Source organism: Kitasatospora sp. NPDC056076, assembly GCF_042266305.1.
GTDB lineage: Bacteria > Actinomycetota > Actinomycetes > Streptomycetales > Streptomycetaceae > Kitasatospora.
In genome coordinates this window covers 132,583-149,417 of record NZ_JBHJWG010000004.1, presented here as the reverse complement: position 1 = coordinate 149,417, position 16,835 = coordinate 132,583, and the positions used below count along the sequence as shown (strand labels likewise).

At 71.1% G+C, this 16,835-nt stretch carries 20 protein-coding genes; 10 read left to right on the top strand and 10 right to left on the bottom strand.

Going from position 1 to position 16,835, the window contains the following annotated elements; translation table 11 throughout:
- Positions 1–6 precede the first annotated feature (6 nt).
- The 5 genes from ACFC1T_RS05310 to ACFC1T_RS05290 all read right to left on the bottom strand — a co-directional run bounded on the left by ACFC1T_RS05310 (position 7) and on the right by ACFC1T_RS05290 (position 4,299).
- On the bottom strand, positions 7–1,098 hold the full coding sequence (locus ACFC1T_RS05310) for a methyltransferase domain-containing protein (protein WP_375883807.1): 1,092 nt from the start codon (positions 1,096–1,098) through the stop codon (positions 7–9).
- Complete coding sequence (tgmB, locus tag ACFC1T_RS05305; RefSeq protein ID WP_375883805.1) at positions 1,095–2,069, bottom strand: ATP-grasp ribosomal peptide maturase; 975 nt, start codon at positions 2,067–2,069, stop codon at positions 1,095–1,097. The genes ACFC1T_RS05310 and tgmB overlap by 4 nt, the downstream gene beginning before the upstream one ends.
- Positions 2,070–2,072: 3 nt before the next feature.
- Positions 2,073–2,300, bottom strand: coding sequence for a hypothetical protein (locus ACFC1T_RS05300; protein WP_375883804.1), 228 nt, complete (start codon positions 2,298–2,300; stop codon positions 2,073–2,075).
- Positions 2,301–2,387: 87 nt separating this feature from the next.
- Complete coding sequence (locus ACFC1T_RS05295; protein WP_375883801.1) at positions 2,388–3,704, bottom strand: transcriptional regulator; 1,317 nt, start codon at positions 3,702–3,704, stop codon at positions 2,388–2,390.
- Positions 3,705–3,894: 190 nt separating this feature from the next.
- Positions 3,895–4,299, bottom strand: coding sequence for an ATP-binding protein (locus tag ACFC1T_RS05290; RefSeq protein ID WP_375884023.1), 405 nt, complete (start codon positions 4,297–4,299; stop codon positions 3,895–3,897).
- A 254-nt stretch (positions 4,300–4,553) separates the two neighbouring features.
- Here ACFC1T_RS05290 and ACFC1T_RS05285 point away from each other — a divergent pair, with 254 nt between their 5' ends.
- The 5 genes from ACFC1T_RS05285 (at position 4,554) to ACFC1T_RS05265 (ending at position 9,275) form a co-directional block, all read left to right on the top strand.
- The gene (locus tag ACFC1T_RS05285) at positions 4,554–5,810 is read left to right on the top strand and encodes a helix-turn-helix domain-containing protein (protein ID WP_375883799.1); all 1,257 of its coding nucleotides are present in this window, start codon (positions 4,554–4,556) and stop codon (positions 5,808–5,810) included.
- Positions 5,811–5,819: 9 nt separating this feature from the next.
- The gene (locus ACFC1T_RS05280) at positions 5,820–6,293 is read left to right on the top strand and encodes a hypothetical protein (RefSeq protein WP_375883797.1); all 474 of its coding nucleotides are present in this window, start codon (positions 5,820–5,822) and stop codon (positions 6,291–6,293) included.
- 40 nt (positions 6,294–6,333) lie between these two features.
- Positions 6,334–7,524: a methyltransferase domain-containing protein gene (locus ACFC1T_RS05275; protein WP_375883796.1), complete on the top strand. Its 1,191-nt coding sequence runs from the start codon at positions 6,334–6,336 to the stop codon at positions 7,522–7,524.
- Between the two features lie 29 nt (positions 7,525–7,553).
- On the top strand, positions 7,554–8,681 hold the full coding sequence (locus ACFC1T_RS05270) for a transcriptional regulator (RefSeq protein WP_375883794.1): 1,128 nt from the start codon (positions 7,554–7,556) through the stop codon (positions 8,679–8,681).
- 96 nt (positions 8,682–8,777) lie between these two features.
- Positions 8,778–9,275 (top strand): phosphoribosyltransferase, encoded by a 498-nt coding sequence (locus ACFC1T_RS05265; RefSeq protein ID WP_360238628.1) that lies wholly within the window; start codon positions 8,778–8,780, stop codon positions 9,273–9,275.
- Positions 9,276–9,340: 65 nt separating this feature from the next.
- Here the strand turns inward: ACFC1T_RS05265 and pcp are convergent, their stop codons facing one another.
- The 3 genes from pcp to ACFC1T_RS05250 are packed head-to-tail and all read right to left on the bottom strand — an operon-like array spanning position 9,341 to position 11,735.
- Positions 9,341–9,985, bottom strand: coding sequence for a pyroglutamyl-peptidase I (gene pcp / locus ACFC1T_RS05260; protein ID WP_375883792.1), 645 nt, complete (start codon positions 9,983–9,985; stop codon positions 9,341–9,343).
- 23 nt (positions 9,986–10,008) lie between these two features.
- Positions 10,009–10,977, bottom strand: a complete 969-nt coding sequence (locus tag ACFC1T_RS05255; protein WP_375883790.1) for a DUF979 domain-containing protein — start codon at positions 10,975–10,977, stop codon at positions 10,009–10,011.
- Positions 10,974–11,735: a DUF969 domain-containing protein gene (locus ACFC1T_RS05250; protein WP_375883787.1), complete on the bottom strand. Its 762-nt coding sequence runs from the start codon at positions 11,733–11,735 to the stop codon at positions 10,974–10,976. Before ACFC1T_RS05250 ends, ACFC1T_RS05255 begins: the two co-directional genes overlap by 4 nt.
- A gap of 157 nt (positions 11,736–11,892) precedes the next feature.
- Between ACFC1T_RS05250 and ACFC1T_RS05245 the strand changes: the two genes are divergently transcribed.
- The 4 genes from ACFC1T_RS05245 (at position 11,893) to ACFC1T_RS05230 (ending at position 14,985) form a co-directional block, all read left to right on the top strand.
- Positions 11,893–12,582, top strand: a complete 690-nt coding sequence (locus ACFC1T_RS05245) for a GntR family transcriptional regulator (protein WP_375883785.1) — start codon at positions 11,893–11,895, stop codon at positions 12,580–12,582.
- Positions 12,579–13,427 carry a LamB/YcsF family protein gene (locus ACFC1T_RS05240; RefSeq protein WP_375883782.1) on the top strand — a complete coding sequence of 283 codons (849 nt, stop codon included), beginning with the start codon at positions 12,579–12,581 and terminating at the stop codon, positions 13,425–13,427. Before ACFC1T_RS05245 ends, ACFC1T_RS05240 begins: the two co-directional genes overlap by 4 nt.
- A gap of 5 nt (positions 13,428–13,432) precedes the next feature.
- On the top strand, positions 13,433–14,056 hold the full coding sequence (locus tag ACFC1T_RS05235) for an allophanate hydrolase subunit 1 (protein WP_375884021.1): 624 nt from the start codon (positions 13,433–13,435) through the stop codon (positions 14,054–14,056).
- A 68-nt stretch (positions 14,057–14,124) separates the two neighbouring features.
- Positions 14,125–14,985: a biotin-dependent carboxyltransferase family protein gene (locus ACFC1T_RS05230; RefSeq protein WP_375883779.1), complete on the top strand. Its 861-nt coding sequence runs from the start codon at positions 14,125–14,127 to the stop codon at positions 14,983–14,985.
- Between the two features lie 94 nt (positions 14,986–15,079).
- Here ACFC1T_RS05230 and ACFC1T_RS05225 read toward each other — a convergent pair whose 3' ends face one another.
- Together ACFC1T_RS05225 and ACFC1T_RS05220 are read right to left on the bottom strand one after the other, a co-directional pair.
- On the bottom strand, positions 15,080–15,577 hold the full coding sequence (locus ACFC1T_RS05225) for a ricin-type beta-trefoil lectin domain protein (protein ID WP_375883777.1): 498 nt from the start codon (positions 15,575–15,577) through the stop codon (positions 15,080–15,082).
- Positions 15,578–15,790: 213 nt separating this feature from the next.
- A complete protein-coding gene (locus ACFC1T_RS05220; protein WP_375883776.1) occupies positions 15,791–16,093 on the bottom strand; it encodes a hypothetical protein in 303 nt (100 codons plus the stop codon).
- A gap of 122 nt (positions 16,094–16,215) precedes the next feature.
- On the opposite strand from ACFC1T_RS05220, the gene ACFC1T_RS05215 reads away from it, so the two are divergent.
- Positions 16,216–16,812: a TetR family transcriptional regulator gene (locus tag ACFC1T_RS05215; RefSeq protein WP_375883773.1), complete on the top strand. Its 597-nt coding sequence runs from the start codon at positions 16,216–16,218 to the stop codon at positions 16,810–16,812.
- Positions 16,813–16,835 lie beyond the last annotated feature (23 nt).

The following is a 16,835-nucleotide window of genomic DNA, read 5'->3' as shown; positions in this document are numbered from 1 at the left end:
GCCCGGCTACGCAGCGGGCAGGAGCCAGCTCGGCCCGCCCGGGTCGCCGATCCAGACCCGCTGGCCGTCCGGCGTCACGGTGATGCCGTACCGGTCGCGGCCCGGTCGGCCCTGCTCGACCCAGACCGCGTAGGCCTCTTCCACCGTGTCCCACAGCCGTCGCGGGCCGCACTGCCGGACCGTGCCCGCCTCGACACGGGCCCAGGAGCCGTCGTCGGCCCACAACTGGCATGCGGTGACGTGCTGGTGGCCGTCGCACTCGGTGGACTGCCCCAAGCCCGGGAGAACGATCGACAACAGGTGCCGGAACGAGTCGTCCCCGATGGCGCCCGGATCCACATCGGTCGCCCGGCCGGTGGTGCCGGCCGGAGTTCCGGGGTAAACGGGAATGCCTCTGGCGCCCTCCGCGCGAACCGTCATGAAGTACGAGGCGAACGGCAGGAACCGACCCGAGGCGCCCCCACCCTCGCCGACGACCAGGCGGACGGTTCCCCATCCGATCGGCGCGACGATGACCCCGCCGGGCCGGACCTGTCGCAGCCACGCCGCCGGGATGGACGCGAACCCACAGGTGGCGATCAACCGGTCACACATCTCCCCGCCAGGGTGACCGGCCCTGCCGTCCCCCGCGTACACGGTGACGGGGTAGCCGCACTCCTCCAACCGCTCCCTGGCGAGTCCGGCCAGGGAGCGGTCCACCTCGATCCCCGAGACGTTTCGGGGGCCGAGGCGCTCGGCGAGCAGTGCGAGGTTGTAGCCCGTTCCTGCCGCGACCTCGAACACCCGGTTGCCGTCGTGCACATCCAGCGCGTGCAGCATGTCGAGCATCAGGGCGGGCGCGGTGGAGGACGAGGTGGCTGCCCCGCCGGTGAGTTGAGTGACCAGGACGTCGTCGGCGTAGACGAGGTCGAGCCAGTCCCGGTCGGCGGGGGTGATCCGACGATCGGGGCCCTGCCAGAACGCGGGGACGAACACATGGCGGGGCACGCGTTCGAAGACCTCACGCCAGCGCGGATCCGGAAGGTGCCCCGCGGCGGCGATTCGGCGAGCGAGCCGACGCCGCAGCTCGGCGGCCCGGTCGGTGTCCGTGACGGTCAAGGTGTTCCTCCCGCAAGAAGGTCGGCGATTGCCGGGGCGATCGGGAGACCGGTCCGGTTTTGAATCCAAGACCACTCCCCGGAGGGATTGCACTCGAACAGCACCCACTCGCCCGCAGGTGTGACGGCGAAGTCGAACGCCCCGAAGTTCAGCCGGAAGTGAGCCAGCCAGGCCAGCACACCCTTCCGGACGCGGTCTGGCACCTCGGTGACTTCGTAGGTGAGGGCATCGTAATCGGAGCGCCAGTCGACGTGGGACGCATCGCTCCCGGCGTGGATCTCGGCGGCGAACATCCTGGTACCGACCACGGTGAGTCGCACCTCGTGCCGCTTGGGGATCCACTCCTGGAACAGGTGCGCTGTCAACGCCACCGTCTCATCGATGGCACCGGGGTCGATGAGGTGCGTCGGCACGCCGTTCCGGCGGCCGTCGTCATAGCGCAGAGGGCCTCCCATCAGCGGCTTGCAGATCACCGGCCCATCGATTCGTCGACAGAACCGGCGGGCAGCCTCCGGGTCGGTGGTGATCAGGGAACGGGGAGTGGACAGACCCTGGGCGGTGGCCACGGGAAGCTGCCCGGGCTTGTGGGAGGCGATCCCGTCCACGTCCGGACGGTTCACCCACAGCACCGGCAAGCCGTAGAGGAGGCCGAGGAGACCAGCGAGGGCCTGATCCTTCGCCCACGTGTGGTGCGGCTCCACGATGGCAGTGCTTACGGAGGGGAGGCAGGGCCGCCTGTAGTAGACGGCCCTCACCCCCTCCAGCGGCACGGAGCGGTGATCGTCAGCGAGGATGCCGGACCACGGGGCCGCATCGTGCTCGACGGTGAGCGTCATCCGCTGCGGGAAGTCGCCCATGTCGAACCGCATCACCGGCGCCCCGCGCTGCGTCAGCTCGTCCACGACGAGATCGGCAGTCGGATCCATCTCCTTCGCGACGACCAGCACCGCGCCGCTGTCGAGAATCCGCATGGATCAGCCGACGACGTACGGGTCGGCGGTGTCGTCGTTCTTGCTGTCCCAGTTCGTGTTGGTGCAGGACCCCGCCATCGCGGTGCGGGCGAGCAAGCCGCCGGCGGTGGTGATGTTCACCTGCCGCTCCGGGTCGAAGCGGAAGGTGGAGCCGTCCACGTCGACGGTGTAGGGGGTCCGCTCGGCGCGGGCCCCGAAGGGGATGACCGGGGCATCGATCGCGGTCGTCATGGTGACCTCCATGGGTGTCGTAGTGCTGTCCGGTGCCTGGTGCGAGATGTGATGACATCCCGCATCAGACATCGAAGTTACGCACCGTCAATCGATCGCCACAGTGCCGGAGCGTCTTCCATTCCGTCTTCCGGAAGTGATGTCAGGCCCCCACTGAGCAAAGACCTCAGCAACCTCGGGGACCTTCCGATACCGGCGCAACGCCGCGACGACGACCTTGGAACGATCCTGAGCACGCGACGACGGGACGCCGGCCAGTACCTGGAACATCCGGTGCGCAGTCTCCGCAGCCTCCTCCGGCTCATTGGCATCGGCCAGAGCGACGGCGAGCCAGGAAGCATAGAGGGAGAACTCACGGGCATGGCTCGCGTCATAGGTGGCGAGCACCTTTCGCAACAGTGGCGCGGCCCGGAGGGGGCGGCGCAGCTGGGTGTAGACCCGGGCCTGCATGATCTCCTGCTCATCCCGGTTCACCCAGTACAGCCACAATCGCGGATCAGCCGTCGCCTCCATCTCCTCATCGGCGGCGTCGATCTGGTCCAGTGCGATGTCGATCGCGGACAAAGCCGTGCGCTGGTCGCCTGCAAGGGTCGCGACCCAAGCCTTGCGAGCAGCGGTCAGCGAGTACGCGCGCACAGAACCACAACCCACCTCCTGTTCGGCAGCGCTCACGAGCTCGATGCCGCGCTGGAGGTTGCCCCGATTGGCCTCCCAATACCCCCAGGACCCCAGGAGGTGAGCGGCGAGTGGGCCGTCCTCAGCCTGTCTCGCGGCAGCGACGCCGAGGCGGAACAGCGGCACCGGATCAGCCTTGCCCCCCGAATCGGTGGCGACCCAACCTGCCAGTTGCGCGAGTTCGCCCACCCCGCTCAGCAGCCGCCGACCGACAGCCTCGGTGTGGCTCGTGCCGTTGAACAGTCGCACAGCCGAACGCAGCTCCCGGACCACGGCTTCCACCAGGTCTCCCCCAGCCAGCACGTCGTCCGCCAGACGCAAACCGTGAACCCTCCGGAGCAGGCCCTCGGCGTCTGCCACGCCGACGGCGTTACCAGTACTGGTCCCGAGTGGGGACAGGGCGGTATCGGCGGGCAACAACCGGGCGATCACCTCACCGGACGGGACGGGCGCGGTGACCTTGAACCTGCGGATCGCCTTGGTCGCGGCACGTGCCCGGCGTAGACGGGATTCCTCCAGCTCCAGCACCTCGGCCAGGAAGGGAAGGTACTGAGGACCCGGCGTTCGACCCTCGTACTCCGTCTCCCACCGCCACACGTCCGTGCGCGTGGGGGTGCAGCCGGAGGCAGCAGCCAGCTTGCGCGCCACGTCCTCCTCGGACAATCCGAGAACCTTGCGGCGGGCGGTGATCAGGTCGCCGATACGCTCCTCCCCACTGTGCTCGGCCATCTCGCCGTCCCACCCTCTCCCGGCATGCCCGATTGCATCTGCCTTACAACTATCAAAAGCGCCAGCGGGGTTGTGGCCCAAGCGCCCCGAGTCGATGATCACCGGCCGCGGCCCGTCGCGAACCCTGCCACGATGACGACAGAGAAGAGCAACCACCACACGAGGCGCACCACACAGAAGCGCCCGGGCATCACGCCACCTCGCGGAGCGAGCGGAGGTTGTTCGCCGTGCCCCACCCATGCGTGGGGCACGGCGCTTCGGCATCCGCCTGGTACTCGAACCAGACCACCTTGCCCCGCTCCGCCGGGCGCCACCCCCACGCGTGGGCGAGAGCCTGGACGAGCAACAACCCCCGCCCGGTGGTCGCTTCGGGACCCCGCTCGCGATACGGAAGCTCTGGACCTCGATCGGCAACCTCCACCCGCACCCGCCCACTACGCCGGTGGACGGACACGACACACCGCTCCCCCGTGTGCAGGAGCGCATTCGCGATGACCTCGCTCGCACACAACTCCACCTCCTGGAGCCCGTCTTCGGTCAACGGCACCCCCCACTCCCGCAGGATCGCTCCCACCAGCCGCCGAGCCGCCGGCACGGCCTCGGCCCCCGGCGGCACACCCCACTCCAGAGGCACCGGGAATCGAGCGTTACTCAGTGGGCTGACAATCACGAACAGCCTCCAAACCAGGCAGACGATGAGAGTGCCGAGACGAGACCCGGCGTCGGCGGGCTCTCACACTCAGTGAACGATCCGTCACGGTCGTGAGACCATTGGCAATGCGGTACCCGCATACGGATATGCGCGGGCCGCATTGGACTGCCTCGCCAGCTTGGCTGAGGTCGTAGCGTTTGGATGGCCTGTTGAACTGGAATTCGCCAGTGGTCCGGGAGGCTTCCCGGGCAGCGAACTACGGGAAGATCATCGAACTGGCCCGAACCGAGCAGCGCATGACCCAGGTACAGCTGGGCGAGGCCTGCGGGTTGTCGCAATCCGCTATCTCGCGCTTGGAGAAGCGAGGGAACGGCCCCTATGCCATGGATGTGCTAACGAGAGTGTCGCAACACCTCAGCATCCCGGCCGGATTGCTAGGCCTCGCCGATACGGCGATGCGAGCACGATTTGGAACTGAGGACGTGCATAGACGCCAACTTCTCAGTGCAGCTGCGGCGATCGTGGCAGCACCAGTCCTCTCCACCGTTGCTGGGCCTGCCGATGAGGCCGAGCAACAGGCTGCCGCACTTCGGCTTGCAACCACGTCATACCGGCGGCTGGACGGGGCAACTCCCTCACGAGAGCTGACCGATGTCGTCCACTCTCACCTTCGTCTGATTCAGGGACTGGTCAGCGCGGCGCCAACAGATACCCACCGAATCAGGCTCGCCGCCGTCGCGAGCGAGGCGGCAAGCCTGGCCGCCTGGCTGGCGTGGGACATGGGAGATCACGGGTCTGCTCGATCGTTCTACGGCGCCGCAATCAAGGCAGCCCGATCTGGCGCGAACCCCCTACTCGCCGCCTACCAAGCAGGAAGTCTTGCACAGTTCGAAGCCCACACTGGAAACCCAATCCAGGCACTCAACCTGGTGAAGAAGGCACGCAGCCTCCTTGAACCTGGGCGACCAGCCATCGCAGACGCATGGCTCGCATCTGTAGAGGCCCTCGGACACGCATCTGCCGGCGACCAGCGAAGCTCGGATCGCGCGCTGACACGCAGCCGAGCTGCCGCCCGCACAACTACGGGAGACGAGCCGCCCCCATGGCCATGGGTATTCACCTTCGACGAGTCCAAAGTCGCTGCCTCCAGAGCGACCTGTGGCGCCAAGCTAGGGCTTGAAGCATGGGTGTCAGATGGCGCAGGCGCCGTCCTCGCCACCGGTCACGCGAAGCAACGCGCGTTGCTGGTGATGGACCTAGCAACAGGCCACCTGGCCGCCGGCCGGATCGAGGCGGCGTTCACGCTTGCAAGTCAAGCCCTGGAGGTCGGTCTCCAGTACCGTTCAGGGCGAATCATCGAGCGAGGCCGCACACTTCGGCGGTCGCTCAACACTTCCTCACCTCCCAAGGTCGTAAGGGAGTTCGATGAGCGCCTTCACGACGTCTATCTGTAGGAGGAAGCGATGCGGATCGGGATCACAGGGCACCGAGGACTGAATCCCGAGGTGGAAGCAAAGGTCCGACAGCTTCTCATCGACATTGCCTCGGAGGAGGATCCACGCGCGCTCACCGTCGTGTCATGCATAGCGGACGGGCCGGATTCCTGGATGGCGGAGATCGCGCTCGAGCACGGCGGGCTGTTGGAAGCCGTCATCCCCGCCGATGGATACCGGGACGGGCTGCCGGATTGGCATCACCCGCTCTACGACCGGCTGTTGGGCAGCGCCGCCGCCGTTCACCGCACCGGCCTCACGGAGTCTGACTCGGCCGCCCACATGGCAGGCAGTGAACTCCTGGTCCAGCAGGTCGACAAGCTCCTCGCCGTCTGGGACGGCCTACCGGCCCGGGGCTACGGCGGGACCGCCGACGTCGTCGCCTACGCGCGACGGCGAGGCGTACCGGTCGAAGTGCTCTGGCCTCAGGGAGCGCGTCGATAAGAGGGCATGTGAATCACCCCCTCGTACAGAGGAGAGACAAGTGACAACTCACCAGACCGGCTTGGAGCAGAGCGCCGTGGACGGTCTGCTCCAAACCGTCTCCCAGTACCTCGGCCATGACGTGGCCCCCGAGTGGCGCGGGGCCGCCGAGGCGGCGCCGCGCCACCGGTTCCTTCCGGACCGGGCCTGGCTGTCCGGTGACGACGAGGTCCTGGCAGCCTGCGACCGCGAGTGTGAGCCCGAGCGGTGGTTCGCCGCGGCCTACAGCGACGTACCGGTCGTGACTCAGGTCAATGACGGGCAGGAGCCGGCGGACCTCTCCGAGGCCTTGCCGTCCTCCTCCGCCTCCGCGCCCTCCATCGTCTTCCGGATGCTCGAACTCCTGGACCTCGCACCGGGAATGCGTGTCCTGGAGATCGGCGCGGGCACCGGGTACAACGCCGCACTCCTCTCACACCGGCTGGGCGACGTCAACGTGACCACGATCGAGATCGACCCCGCGGTGGCCGAGCTCGCCCGCGACGCCCTCAAGGCCACGGGCTACTCCCCCACTGTCGTCTGCGGCGACGGAGCCCTCGGCTGGGGCGCCCAGGCGCCGTACGACCGGGTGGTGGCCACCTGCGCGGTGAGGCAGGTTCCCTACGCCTGGGTCGAACAGTCGAGGCCCGGCGGCGTCATCCTCACTCCCTGGTGCGACGACTGGACCCACTGCGGGCTGCTTCGCCTCACCGTCGGGGAGGACGGAACAGCCTCTGGCCGCTTCTCGGCCGACAGCGCCTTCATGCTCATGCGTACCCAGCGCCGGGATCTGCGGTTGTTCAGGGACGTGGTCATGGACGACCACGTCCCGGCCGAGTCCACCACCGCCCTCGACCCGTGGACCGTCGCCGACTCCCCGATCGAGACCCAGTTCGCCCTGGGCCACCGGCTCGGCGACCTCTGGTACGCGTGGGACCACGACCCCGGCGTCGAGGGTGTGGACACCCGCCTCTGGGTGGCCACGGCCGATGGCGGCTCCTGGGCCGCCGTCGACTGGGACGGCAATGACAGCGCCGACCACTACACCGTGTGGCAGCACGGCCCCCGTCGGCTCTGGGCCGAGGTCGAGGCCGCCCACCGGTGGTGGCTCGACAACGACAGCCCCGGGCCGGACCGCCTCGGCCTCACCGTGACGCCCGAGGGCCAGTGGGCCTGGCTCGACGATCCCTCGAACTCGTGGTCCTCGGGATGAGCCGGAGGGCGCGGCGTTAGGGTGAACCGGTGGCAGATGAGCAGTGGCGGCGGGTCCGGACGTTCCTGAATGACCATCGCTTCGCGTTGACCGGGCAGCTGCTGGCCGAAGGCGCATCCGGGCGGCTGGTCCCGGGGTTGCCCCTGTTGGCCCGTCCGCACTGGATTCCGGGGCAGCCGGTGCCGCTGGAGCGGGTCCGGTTGCGGTGGCAGGCGGACACGCCCCCGGCCGCGCTGGACGGCGGGGAGCCCGAGCTCGATCACGTCCGGGCGCGGCGGGAGGACGGCACCGCGTTCCGGTACTACTCCGATGCGGTCGGCGAGCTCGCCAGGCCCCGGCTGTTCGAGGACCGGAGCTGCTACCGGCTGTTGGAGGTGGCGGCGGACGGCCCGACGTTGACCTTCGGGCGCGGGCGGTACTTCGACGTGATCAACATCTGCGAGGCGGCGGCCCACGAGTACGCCGCCTCCGTCCTGGCGGGCCCGGACGGGCGCACGCCGTTCCGGGACGCCGTCGGCGATCCGACCGACCTCTCCCGCCGCCCGGTCATGGCGGCCGTCACCACGCTGACCGTCCGGCACGATCGCCGCACCGGCGACGCCGAGTTCCTGCTGCACTGGCGCGACCCCGCGAAGGTGGCCACCGGCGGCGGGCTCTTCCAGGTGATGCCGGTGGGGATGTTCCAGGCCTCCCACGACGCGCCCTGGAACGAGGCCAACGACTTCGACCTCTGGCGGGCTGTCCTGCGGGAGCTGAGCGAGGAGCTCCTCGGCGGCAGTGAGGAGTACGGGAGCAGCAAGGCACCCATCGACTACGAGGCCTGGCCGCTGCACCGGACGCTCGGAGCAGCGCGGCAGGACGGCAGTCTGCGGATGTTCTGGCTGGGCCTCGGGATGGACCCGCTGACCTACGTCACCGACCTGCTCACGGTGGCCGTCTTCGACGCCGAGCTGTTCGACGAGGTCTTCCGGCGGATCGTCTCCACCAACGACGAGGGCCGCCGCGTCGGCCTGGACGACGCGACCGGCCGCTCGGTCGGCATCCCGTTCACCGCCGAGCAGGTGGACCGCCTCACCACCACCGAGCCGATGCAACCCGCCGGTGCGGCGCTGCTCCGGCTTGCCTGGGGTCACCGGGAGGCGCTGCTGCGCCGCTGAGCGGGCGTGACGGCCGACCGTGGGCGCCGTGCGCGCGGTGGGCTGCCCAGGGGGCCGGATTCGCCGCCCGACCGAGTGTCGAGGAAACTGAACAGCGTGACTGATGTGCGAGAGATCCTGGACTACCAGACCTTCGGCCGGGCGGTGCGCGAGCTGGCGCAGACGATCGCCGACGACGGGTTCGAGCCCGACCTCGTCCTGAGCATCGCCCGGGGCGGCGTGTTCGTGGCGGGTGGGCTGGCGTATGCGCTGGACTGCAAGAACATCCACCTGGTGAACGTCGAGTTCTACACGGGCGTGGGCACCACCCTCGACATGCCCGTGATGCTGGCACCCGTCCCCGCCGCGATCGACTTCACCGACAAGAAGGTGCTGATCGCCGACGACGTCGCCGACACCGGCAAGACCTTGAAGCTGGTGCACGACTTCTGCCTCGACCACGTCGCCGAGGTCCGGTCCGCGGTGATCTACGAGAAGTCGCACTCCCTGGTGAAGTGCGAGTACGTGTGGAAGCGGACCGACGACTGGATCGAGTTCCCGTGGTCGGCGCAGGACCCGGTGGTCAAGCGCCCCGGTCAGGTGCTCGACGCCTGAGTCGCCGGCCCGCCGTCACCGCCGGTCCGCCGGAGCGGGGCGGGGCGCAGCGGGGCCGGGCGGCCTCAGTGGGTCGCCCCCTCCGGGACGCGGAGGTCCACCGTACGGGTGGCGGCCGTGGTGAGCAGGGCGCGCAGGGCGTGGGCGACGAGGTCGGCCGGCAGGGCGGGGGCGGAGCCGTCGAGGACCTGCTCGGGCAGGGCCGGGATGTGCACGAACCCGCCGCTGGCGGTGGGGTGTTCGGTGGCGAGCGTGTGCATCAGGGCGTAGAAGACGTGGTTGCAGACGAAGGTCCCCGCGGTGTGGGAGAGGGAGGCGGGCGCGCCCGCCTCCCGGACGGCGGCCACGCAGGCCTTGACGGGCAGGGTGGCGAAGTAGGCCGCGGGGCCGCCGGGGACGACGGGCCGGTCGACCGGCTGCCGGCCGGCGTTGTCGGGGATGCGGGCGTCGTCCACGTTGACGGCGACGCGCTCGACGGTGACGTCCGGTCGGCCGATCGCCTGGCCGAGGCAGACGACCAGGTCGGGGGCGCAGTCCGCGATCGCTGTGCGCAGTTCCTCGGCCGCCCGCCCGAAGACGCAGCTCAGCCGCGTGGCGGTGACCAGGAGCCCGTCGGGCGGGTTGTCGGCGACGAGGCGGGCGACCTCCCAGGAGGGGTTGACGTCGGCGCCGTCGAACGGTTCGAAGCCGGTGAGCAGGACTCTGGTCACGGGGGCTGCCTTTCCGGGAGGGGTCAGAACGCGAAGAGCGACATGATGGCGATGTTGCAGACCAACAGCGCCCCTGCGGTGGGGAGTTGGGCCTTGATCGGCCCGTACTGGTCCTTGAGTTCGAGCAGGGCCGCCGGGACGAGGTTGAAGTTGGCCGCCATCGGGGTGACCAGGGTGCCGCAGAAGCCGGCCAGCATGCCGACGGCCAGGACGACGCCCGGGCTGCCGTGCAGTTGGGTGATCAGGACCGGCCAGCCGATCGCCGCGGTCATCACCGGGAAGGCGGCGAAGGCGTTGCCCATGATGATCGTGAACAGGGCCATGCCCAGGCAGTAGACCGCCACCGCCGCGTACTTGCTGCCGTCCGGGAGGAAGTGGGTGGTGATCCTGCCCACCTGGGTGCCGACGCCGGCGCTCTGGAAGATCGAGCCCAGGACGGCGAGGAGTTGGGGCAGCAGCAGGGCCCAGCCCATGGCCTCCAGCAGCCCGCGGCCCGAGCGCAGGGCGACGGCGGGGTTGCGTTCGCGGGTGAGCAGCAGGGCGAGGCCCAGGGCGGCGAGCGAGGCGATGCCGAGCCCGAGGAGCGTCTCGCTGCCGGTCTGCAGCAGCACCCCGCCGCCCAGGTGCACGCCCTTGAGCAGCGTGCCGCAGGCCAGCGCGACCAGCGGGAGCGCCAGCGCCGGGATGAACAGCCGGTTGCCCAGGCGCGCGGCGGAGGCGGCCCGCTGCTCGGGGGCGGCGGCCGTGGGGGTGCCGCGGCCGGTGAAGCCGAAGCCGGCCAGGCAGATCATCGCCAGGACGGCGACGCCCAGCGGCGCGGCGGGGGCGGACTTGTCGGCGACCCAGGAGCCGTAGACGAAGCTCGCACCGAGCAGGCCCCAGAAGGCGGCGCTGCCGTAGCGCTTGGGGTTGCCGCGGTCCGCGGCCATCTGCGCGGCCATCGCGAGGAAGACGGCTCCGACCAGCCAGTACAGCCACTCGACCTTGATCACTTGGTCGTCTCCTCGGTGCGGTCGGCGGTGGTGGCGGGCGCGGTGGTAGCGGCGGGCTCGGTGATAGCGGCGGCCGCGGCGGAGGGCCCGGCGGGCAGGTCCCGGGCGAGGGTGCGGTCCAGGCGCAGCAGGCGCGCGCCGTGGATGAGGGTGGCGCAGACCGCGGTGGGGATGGCCCAGAGCGCGAGCTGCACCGGCTCCAGGTCGGTGTGGTAGGTCGCGTCGACGAAGCCGGTGATCAGGAGGATCGAGCCGACGGCGAGGAAGCAGTCCTCGCCGAAGAACAGGCCGACGTTGTCGGCGCTGGCGGCGAAGGAGCGCAGGCGTTCGCGGGCCTTGTCGGTCAGGGTGCCGTGGCGGCGTTCGGCGGCGGCCTCGGCCATCGGCGCGACCATCGGGCGCACCGCCTGGGCCGGTCCGCCTAGTCCGGTGAGGCCGAAGGCGGCGGTGAGCTGGCGGACCACCAGGTAGACGGCGAGGACGCGTCCGGCACTGGCCTTGGCGAGCTTGTTCATCAGGGTGCGGGCCTGCTCCTGGAGGCCGTGGCGCTCCAGCAGGCCGATCACCGGCAGGGTGATCGCGAAGAGGGTCACCGAGCGGCTGGAGGCGAAGCCGGTGCCGAAGGCCTCCAGGACCTTCAGCGGGCTCATCCCGCCCAGCAGTCCGGTGAGGATGCCGGCGGCGCCGACGACGAGGAGTGGATTGCGCCGGGTGGCGAACCCGGCCACCACGACGAGGATGCCGACAAGAACGATCATGTTCCTGACCGCCTTTCAGAGGACCTCCGCCCTACGGGTGGCCGCCTGGGCACCCCGGGGCCGAGGCGGTCGCGATTGGGTGGACCGCGACCGTTCGGGGGTTGCCGAGAGGCTAGGGGATTGTGGAACAATCCGACAAGAGTTCAGGAGGTGGAACGTGACCGGAGTTTTCGACGCGCTCGCGGCCGACCGGGGTCGCATCGAACGCGCCAGCGCCGCCCAACGCGTGGCCGAGGTGCTGCGCGAGCACATCACCGAGGGCCGGCTCGCCCCGGGCACCCGGCTCTCCGAGGAGGCGCTCGGCGAGGCGCTCACCGTCTCGCGCAACACGCTCCGCGAGGCGTTCCGGCTGCTGGCCGACCAGCGGCTGGTCGTGCACGAGCTCAACCGCGGCGTGTTCGTCCGCATCCTCGAACCGGCCGACGTCGCCGACATCTACACCCTGCGCCTCGCGCTGGAGACGGCCGGGGTACGGGCCCTGCGCGCCGCGACGCCCGAACGCCTGGCCGCGGTGCGGACCGCGCTGGCCCGCGCGGAGGACGCCGAGGCGTTCGGCGACTGGGTCACCGTCGGCACCGCCGACCTGCACTTCCACCAGGCCATCGCGGGGCTCGCCGGCAGCCGGCGGATCGACGAGTGCATGGCCCGGCTGATGGCCGAGCTGCGCCTGGCCTTCGCCGCCGTCCCCTCGGCCAGCGGGCTCCACGAGCCGTTCCTGCGCCGCAACCAGACGCTCGCCGGGCTGCTGGAGGCAGGCGAGATCGACGACGCCGAGGTGGAACTGACCAGGTACCTGAACGACGCGCGCGCGGTGATCGTCCGCGCGATGACGGACGGCGCGGCGTGACACCGCCCGGAAGCACCGCAGGCACCGCAGCCACCGAGGGCGCCCCCACGACGGTCGTCGACCTCAACGCCGACCTCGGCGAGGGCTTCGGCCGCTGGACGCTCACCGACGACGACGCCCTGCTGTCCGTGGTCACCAGCGCCAACGTCGCCTGCGGCTTCCACGCCGGGGACCCGAGCACCATGCAGCGGGTCTGCGAGCTGGCCGCGGCCCGGGGCGTACGGATCGGCGCCCAGGTCTCCTACCGGGACCTCGCCGGGTTCGGCCGCCGGGCGATGGACGTCCCGCCCGACGAGCTGGCCCACGAAGTCGCCTACCAGATCGGGGCGTTGCAGGTGTTCGCCCGGGCGGCCGGAGCGGACGTGGCGTACGTCAAACCGCACGGCGCGCTGTACAACCGGACGGTGCACGACGAGGAGCAGGCGGAGGCGGTCGTCCGGGGCGTCCGCCTCGCCACCCGGGAGCAGGACCTGCCCGTGCTCGGGCTGCCCGGTTCACGGCTGCACGAGGCGGCCCGGCGGGCCGGACTGCCCGCGGTCGCCGAGGCGTTCGCCGACCGCGCCTACACCGCGCACGGCACGCTCGTGCCGCGCCGCGAACCCGACGCCGTCGTCCACGATCCCGACGCGGTCGTCGACCGCTCGGTCGCCATCGCCCGGGACGGCGAGGTCACCGCCCGCACCGGCGAGCGAATCCGGCTGCGGGCCCGCTCGCTGTGCGTGCACGGCGACACCCCGGGGGCCGCCGAGCTGGCCCAGCGGGTGCGGACCGCGCTGTGGCGGGCCGGGGTCCGGGTCGAGGCGTTCGTGCCCGTACCGGAGCGGGCGGGGAGAGGTACGGGATGAACGGGATGAACCTGCGAGTCCTACGGGTCGGCCCGGACGCGCTGCTGGTCGAACTCGACGGCGCCGACGCGACGTTCGCCTTCCACGCCGAACTCCAGCGCCGCCGCGCGGCGTCCGGGTTCCCGTCCGTCACGGAGGTCGTGCCGGCCGAACGCACCGTCCTGCTCGACGGCGTGGCCGATCCGGACGCCCTGGCCGCCGAACTGCCCGGCTGGCGCGTCCCGCCGCTGCGGACGAGCGCCGACGCGACCGTGACCGTCCCGGTGCGCTACGACGGCGCCGACGTGGCGGAGGTCGCCGCGCTGTGGGGCGTCGCCGAGCGGGAGGTCGCGCGGATCCACTCCGCGACCGAGTTCCGGGTCGCGTTCAGCGGCTTCTCCCCCGGCTTCGGCTACCTGACCGGCCTGCCCGAGCGGTACCGGGTGCCGCGGCGGGCCGCGCCGCGTCCCGCCGTCCCGCCCGGGGCGATCGCCCTCGCCGGCCGCTACACCGGCGCCTACCCGCGTTCCTCCCCCGGCGGCTGGCAGCTGATCGGGCACACCGACGCCGTGCTGTGGGACCCGTCCCGCGAACCGGCGGCCCTGCTCAGCCCGGGTGCCCGGGTCCGCTTCGTGATCGAGGAAGCATGAGCGGGGAAAATGAGCGATATCGGCGAGAAGGGCGAGAGAAGCAAGGAGAGCAAGGAGAGCGAGGAAACATGACCGTCACCATCACCCGCTCCGGCCTGCTGACGACCGTCCAGGACCTGGGCCGCCCCGGGCACGCGCACCTGGGCGTGCCGCGGTCCGGCGCGCTGGACCAGCCCGCCCACCGGCTGGCCAACCGGCTGGTCGGCAACCCCCCGACGGCGGCCACCCTGGAGACCACCGTGCTCGGCTGCGCGCTGCGCGTGGACCGCGCGGTGACGGTCGCCGTGACCGGAGCACCGTGCGCCGTACGGGTCGACGGGCGGCCCGCCGCCTGGGGCGCCCCGGTGCGGCTGCCCGCCGGGGCGCTGCTGGACGTGGGCCCCGCGACGCGGGGCGTGCGCAGCTACCTGGCCTTCGCGGGCGGGGTCGCCGCCGCCCCGGTCCTCGGCAGCCGCTCGACCGATCTGCTGTCGGGGCTGGGCCCCGCTCCGCTGGCACCGGGTGACGCCCTGCCACTCGGCGAACCGGTCGGCCCGGCCGCCCGGGCGGACGTGGTGCCGACGCCGGCGCCGCCCGATCCGCTGCTCCTGCCGGTGCTGTTCGGCCCGCGCGACGACTGGTTCACGGCCGGCTCGCTCGCCGTCCTGACCGCTTCCGGCTACCGCGTCTCCCCCACCAGCAACCGGATCGGCCTGCGCCTGGACGGCCCGCCCCTGGAGCGCGCCCGCGAGGGCGAACTCCCCAGCGAGGGCATGGTCCTGGGCTCCGTCCAGGTCCCGCCGGACGGCCGCCCGGTGGTCTTCCTCGCTGACCACCCCACCACCGGCGGCTACCCCGTCATCGGCGTCGTCCCCGCCGCCGCGCTGGCCGCCGCCGCCCAGGCCGCCCCGGGCTCCCCGGTCCGCTTCACCCCGATGCGGCGGCGGTGAGTTCGGTGCCGGCGGGGCCCGCACCGGCAGGACGCCGGACCCGTCGAGCCCCTGCGGCCCGAGGGGGCGGCAGGGGCTCGACGGGCCTGCTCCGCTAGGCGGGCAGTACGTCCCATTCCTGGAGCTCGTTGTGGTCGGAGAACGCCTTCAGCACGGTGGTGTAGTTCCCGTTGGACTGGATCGCGTAGTCCCCGTCGAGGTACTCGGTGATGACGACCTTGTTGTCACTCTCGTCGAGGTTCCACCACTGGGCCGGGTTGGTGGAATTGCACCGGAGCAGGGCGATCGGGTCCCCGGCTTTGGCCGGCGCCTGGAGGCAGAGGGTCTTGTAGACGTTCGCGATCAGGAACGACCCCTGGCCGGTCGGGGTCAGGGTCCAGGTCTGAACGGGGCTGCCGTTGGACGGGTAGGTGATGGGATACGTCCCGTTGGCGTTGCCGTCCAGGTTCCCGTCCACCGCCGCGTTGTAGAACCGGACGTTCTGGGACAACTGCCGGTGGCCGCTGGCCGCCGCCTGCCCCGTGGAGGCCGTCGCGCCCACGAGGGCCAGCGCTACGGCAGCTGCGGCGACGGCGACTCTGGTGTTGAACAAGGTCTTCTCCTCCTGCGGGCTTCTCCCTGGACTTCACGGCCCTTCGACAGCCGCATGCGCGATGGAAGCAGCTGGAGTTGAGACGTACAAGAACCGTTGCCCGGAAGCGCTTTCGCGTTGGGGAGAATCATCCCAACCGCCCTATCTACGTTAAGAGTTCGATCCGACGGTATGTTCCGCCCGGCCGACGGAGGGCCGGAGCCGGGTCGCCCGCTACCTCCGGCCGTCGGCCCGGCGGGCGAGCCTGGTCTCCGCCTTGAGGAGGAGCGGCATCAGGGCGTAGACGACGACGGGGACGACGAGGGCGGTCATCACCAGGGTGCGCAGCGGTACGGGGAGGCTGCCGAGGTGGGGGCCGAGGAGGAGGAAGGCGGTGGTGATGGTCGGGTAGACGGCGAGCCAGGTGAGCACGGCGCGGCGGTGGACCGACGGGACCGAGGGGGCCGCGGGGGTGGCCGGGGCGACGGTGGCCCGAACGGTGGCGGGGGCTGCTGGGGTGATGGTGTCGGTGGTCATGGCGCGGGTCCTCCCCTTGGTGATCGGGCGGAGACCTCATCTCCAACCCTTCGGTTGGAGTTTGGCACGCGCGGACGCGGAAGTCCAACCATTGGGTTGGAAATTTGGGATACCCTTGGGCCATGGCCTGGGACACCGCACGCACGCAGCAGCTCCTCCTCGACGCCGCGGTCGAGGAGTTCGCCGAGTTCGGCCCGGACGGGGCCCGGATCGCCCGGGTGGCGACCCGGGCCGGGGTGAACAAGGAGCGGATCTACCAGTACTTCGGCAACAAGGAGCAGCTCTTCTCCGCCGTGCTGACGTCCGAGCTCGGCAAACTCGCCGAGGCGGTACCTCTCGCCCCGGAGGCGGAACTGGACCTCGGCGACTACGCCGGCCGGGTCTTCGACTACCACTCGGCCCACCCGCACCTCTCCCGGCTGCTGGCCTGGGAGGGACTGCAACGCGGTTCGGACGCCGAGGAGTTGGCGGCCGGGCCGGAGCGCACCGCGCACTACGCGGAGAAGGTCGCCGCCGTCGCCGCCGCGCAGCGCAGCGGCGGGGTGGCCGGGGAGGTGGATCCGGCGCGGCTGATGTTCGCGGTGATCGGCCTGGTGAACGCGTGGTTCACGCTGCCGCAGATGGTCCGCCTGCTGCTCGCCGGTACGGCGGACCGGACGACGGACCGGGCGGCCCTGGTCACCCTGGTCCGCCGGCTGACGGCGCCTGCGGTCGGCTGACGGCGCCCGCCGCCGCCGACCCC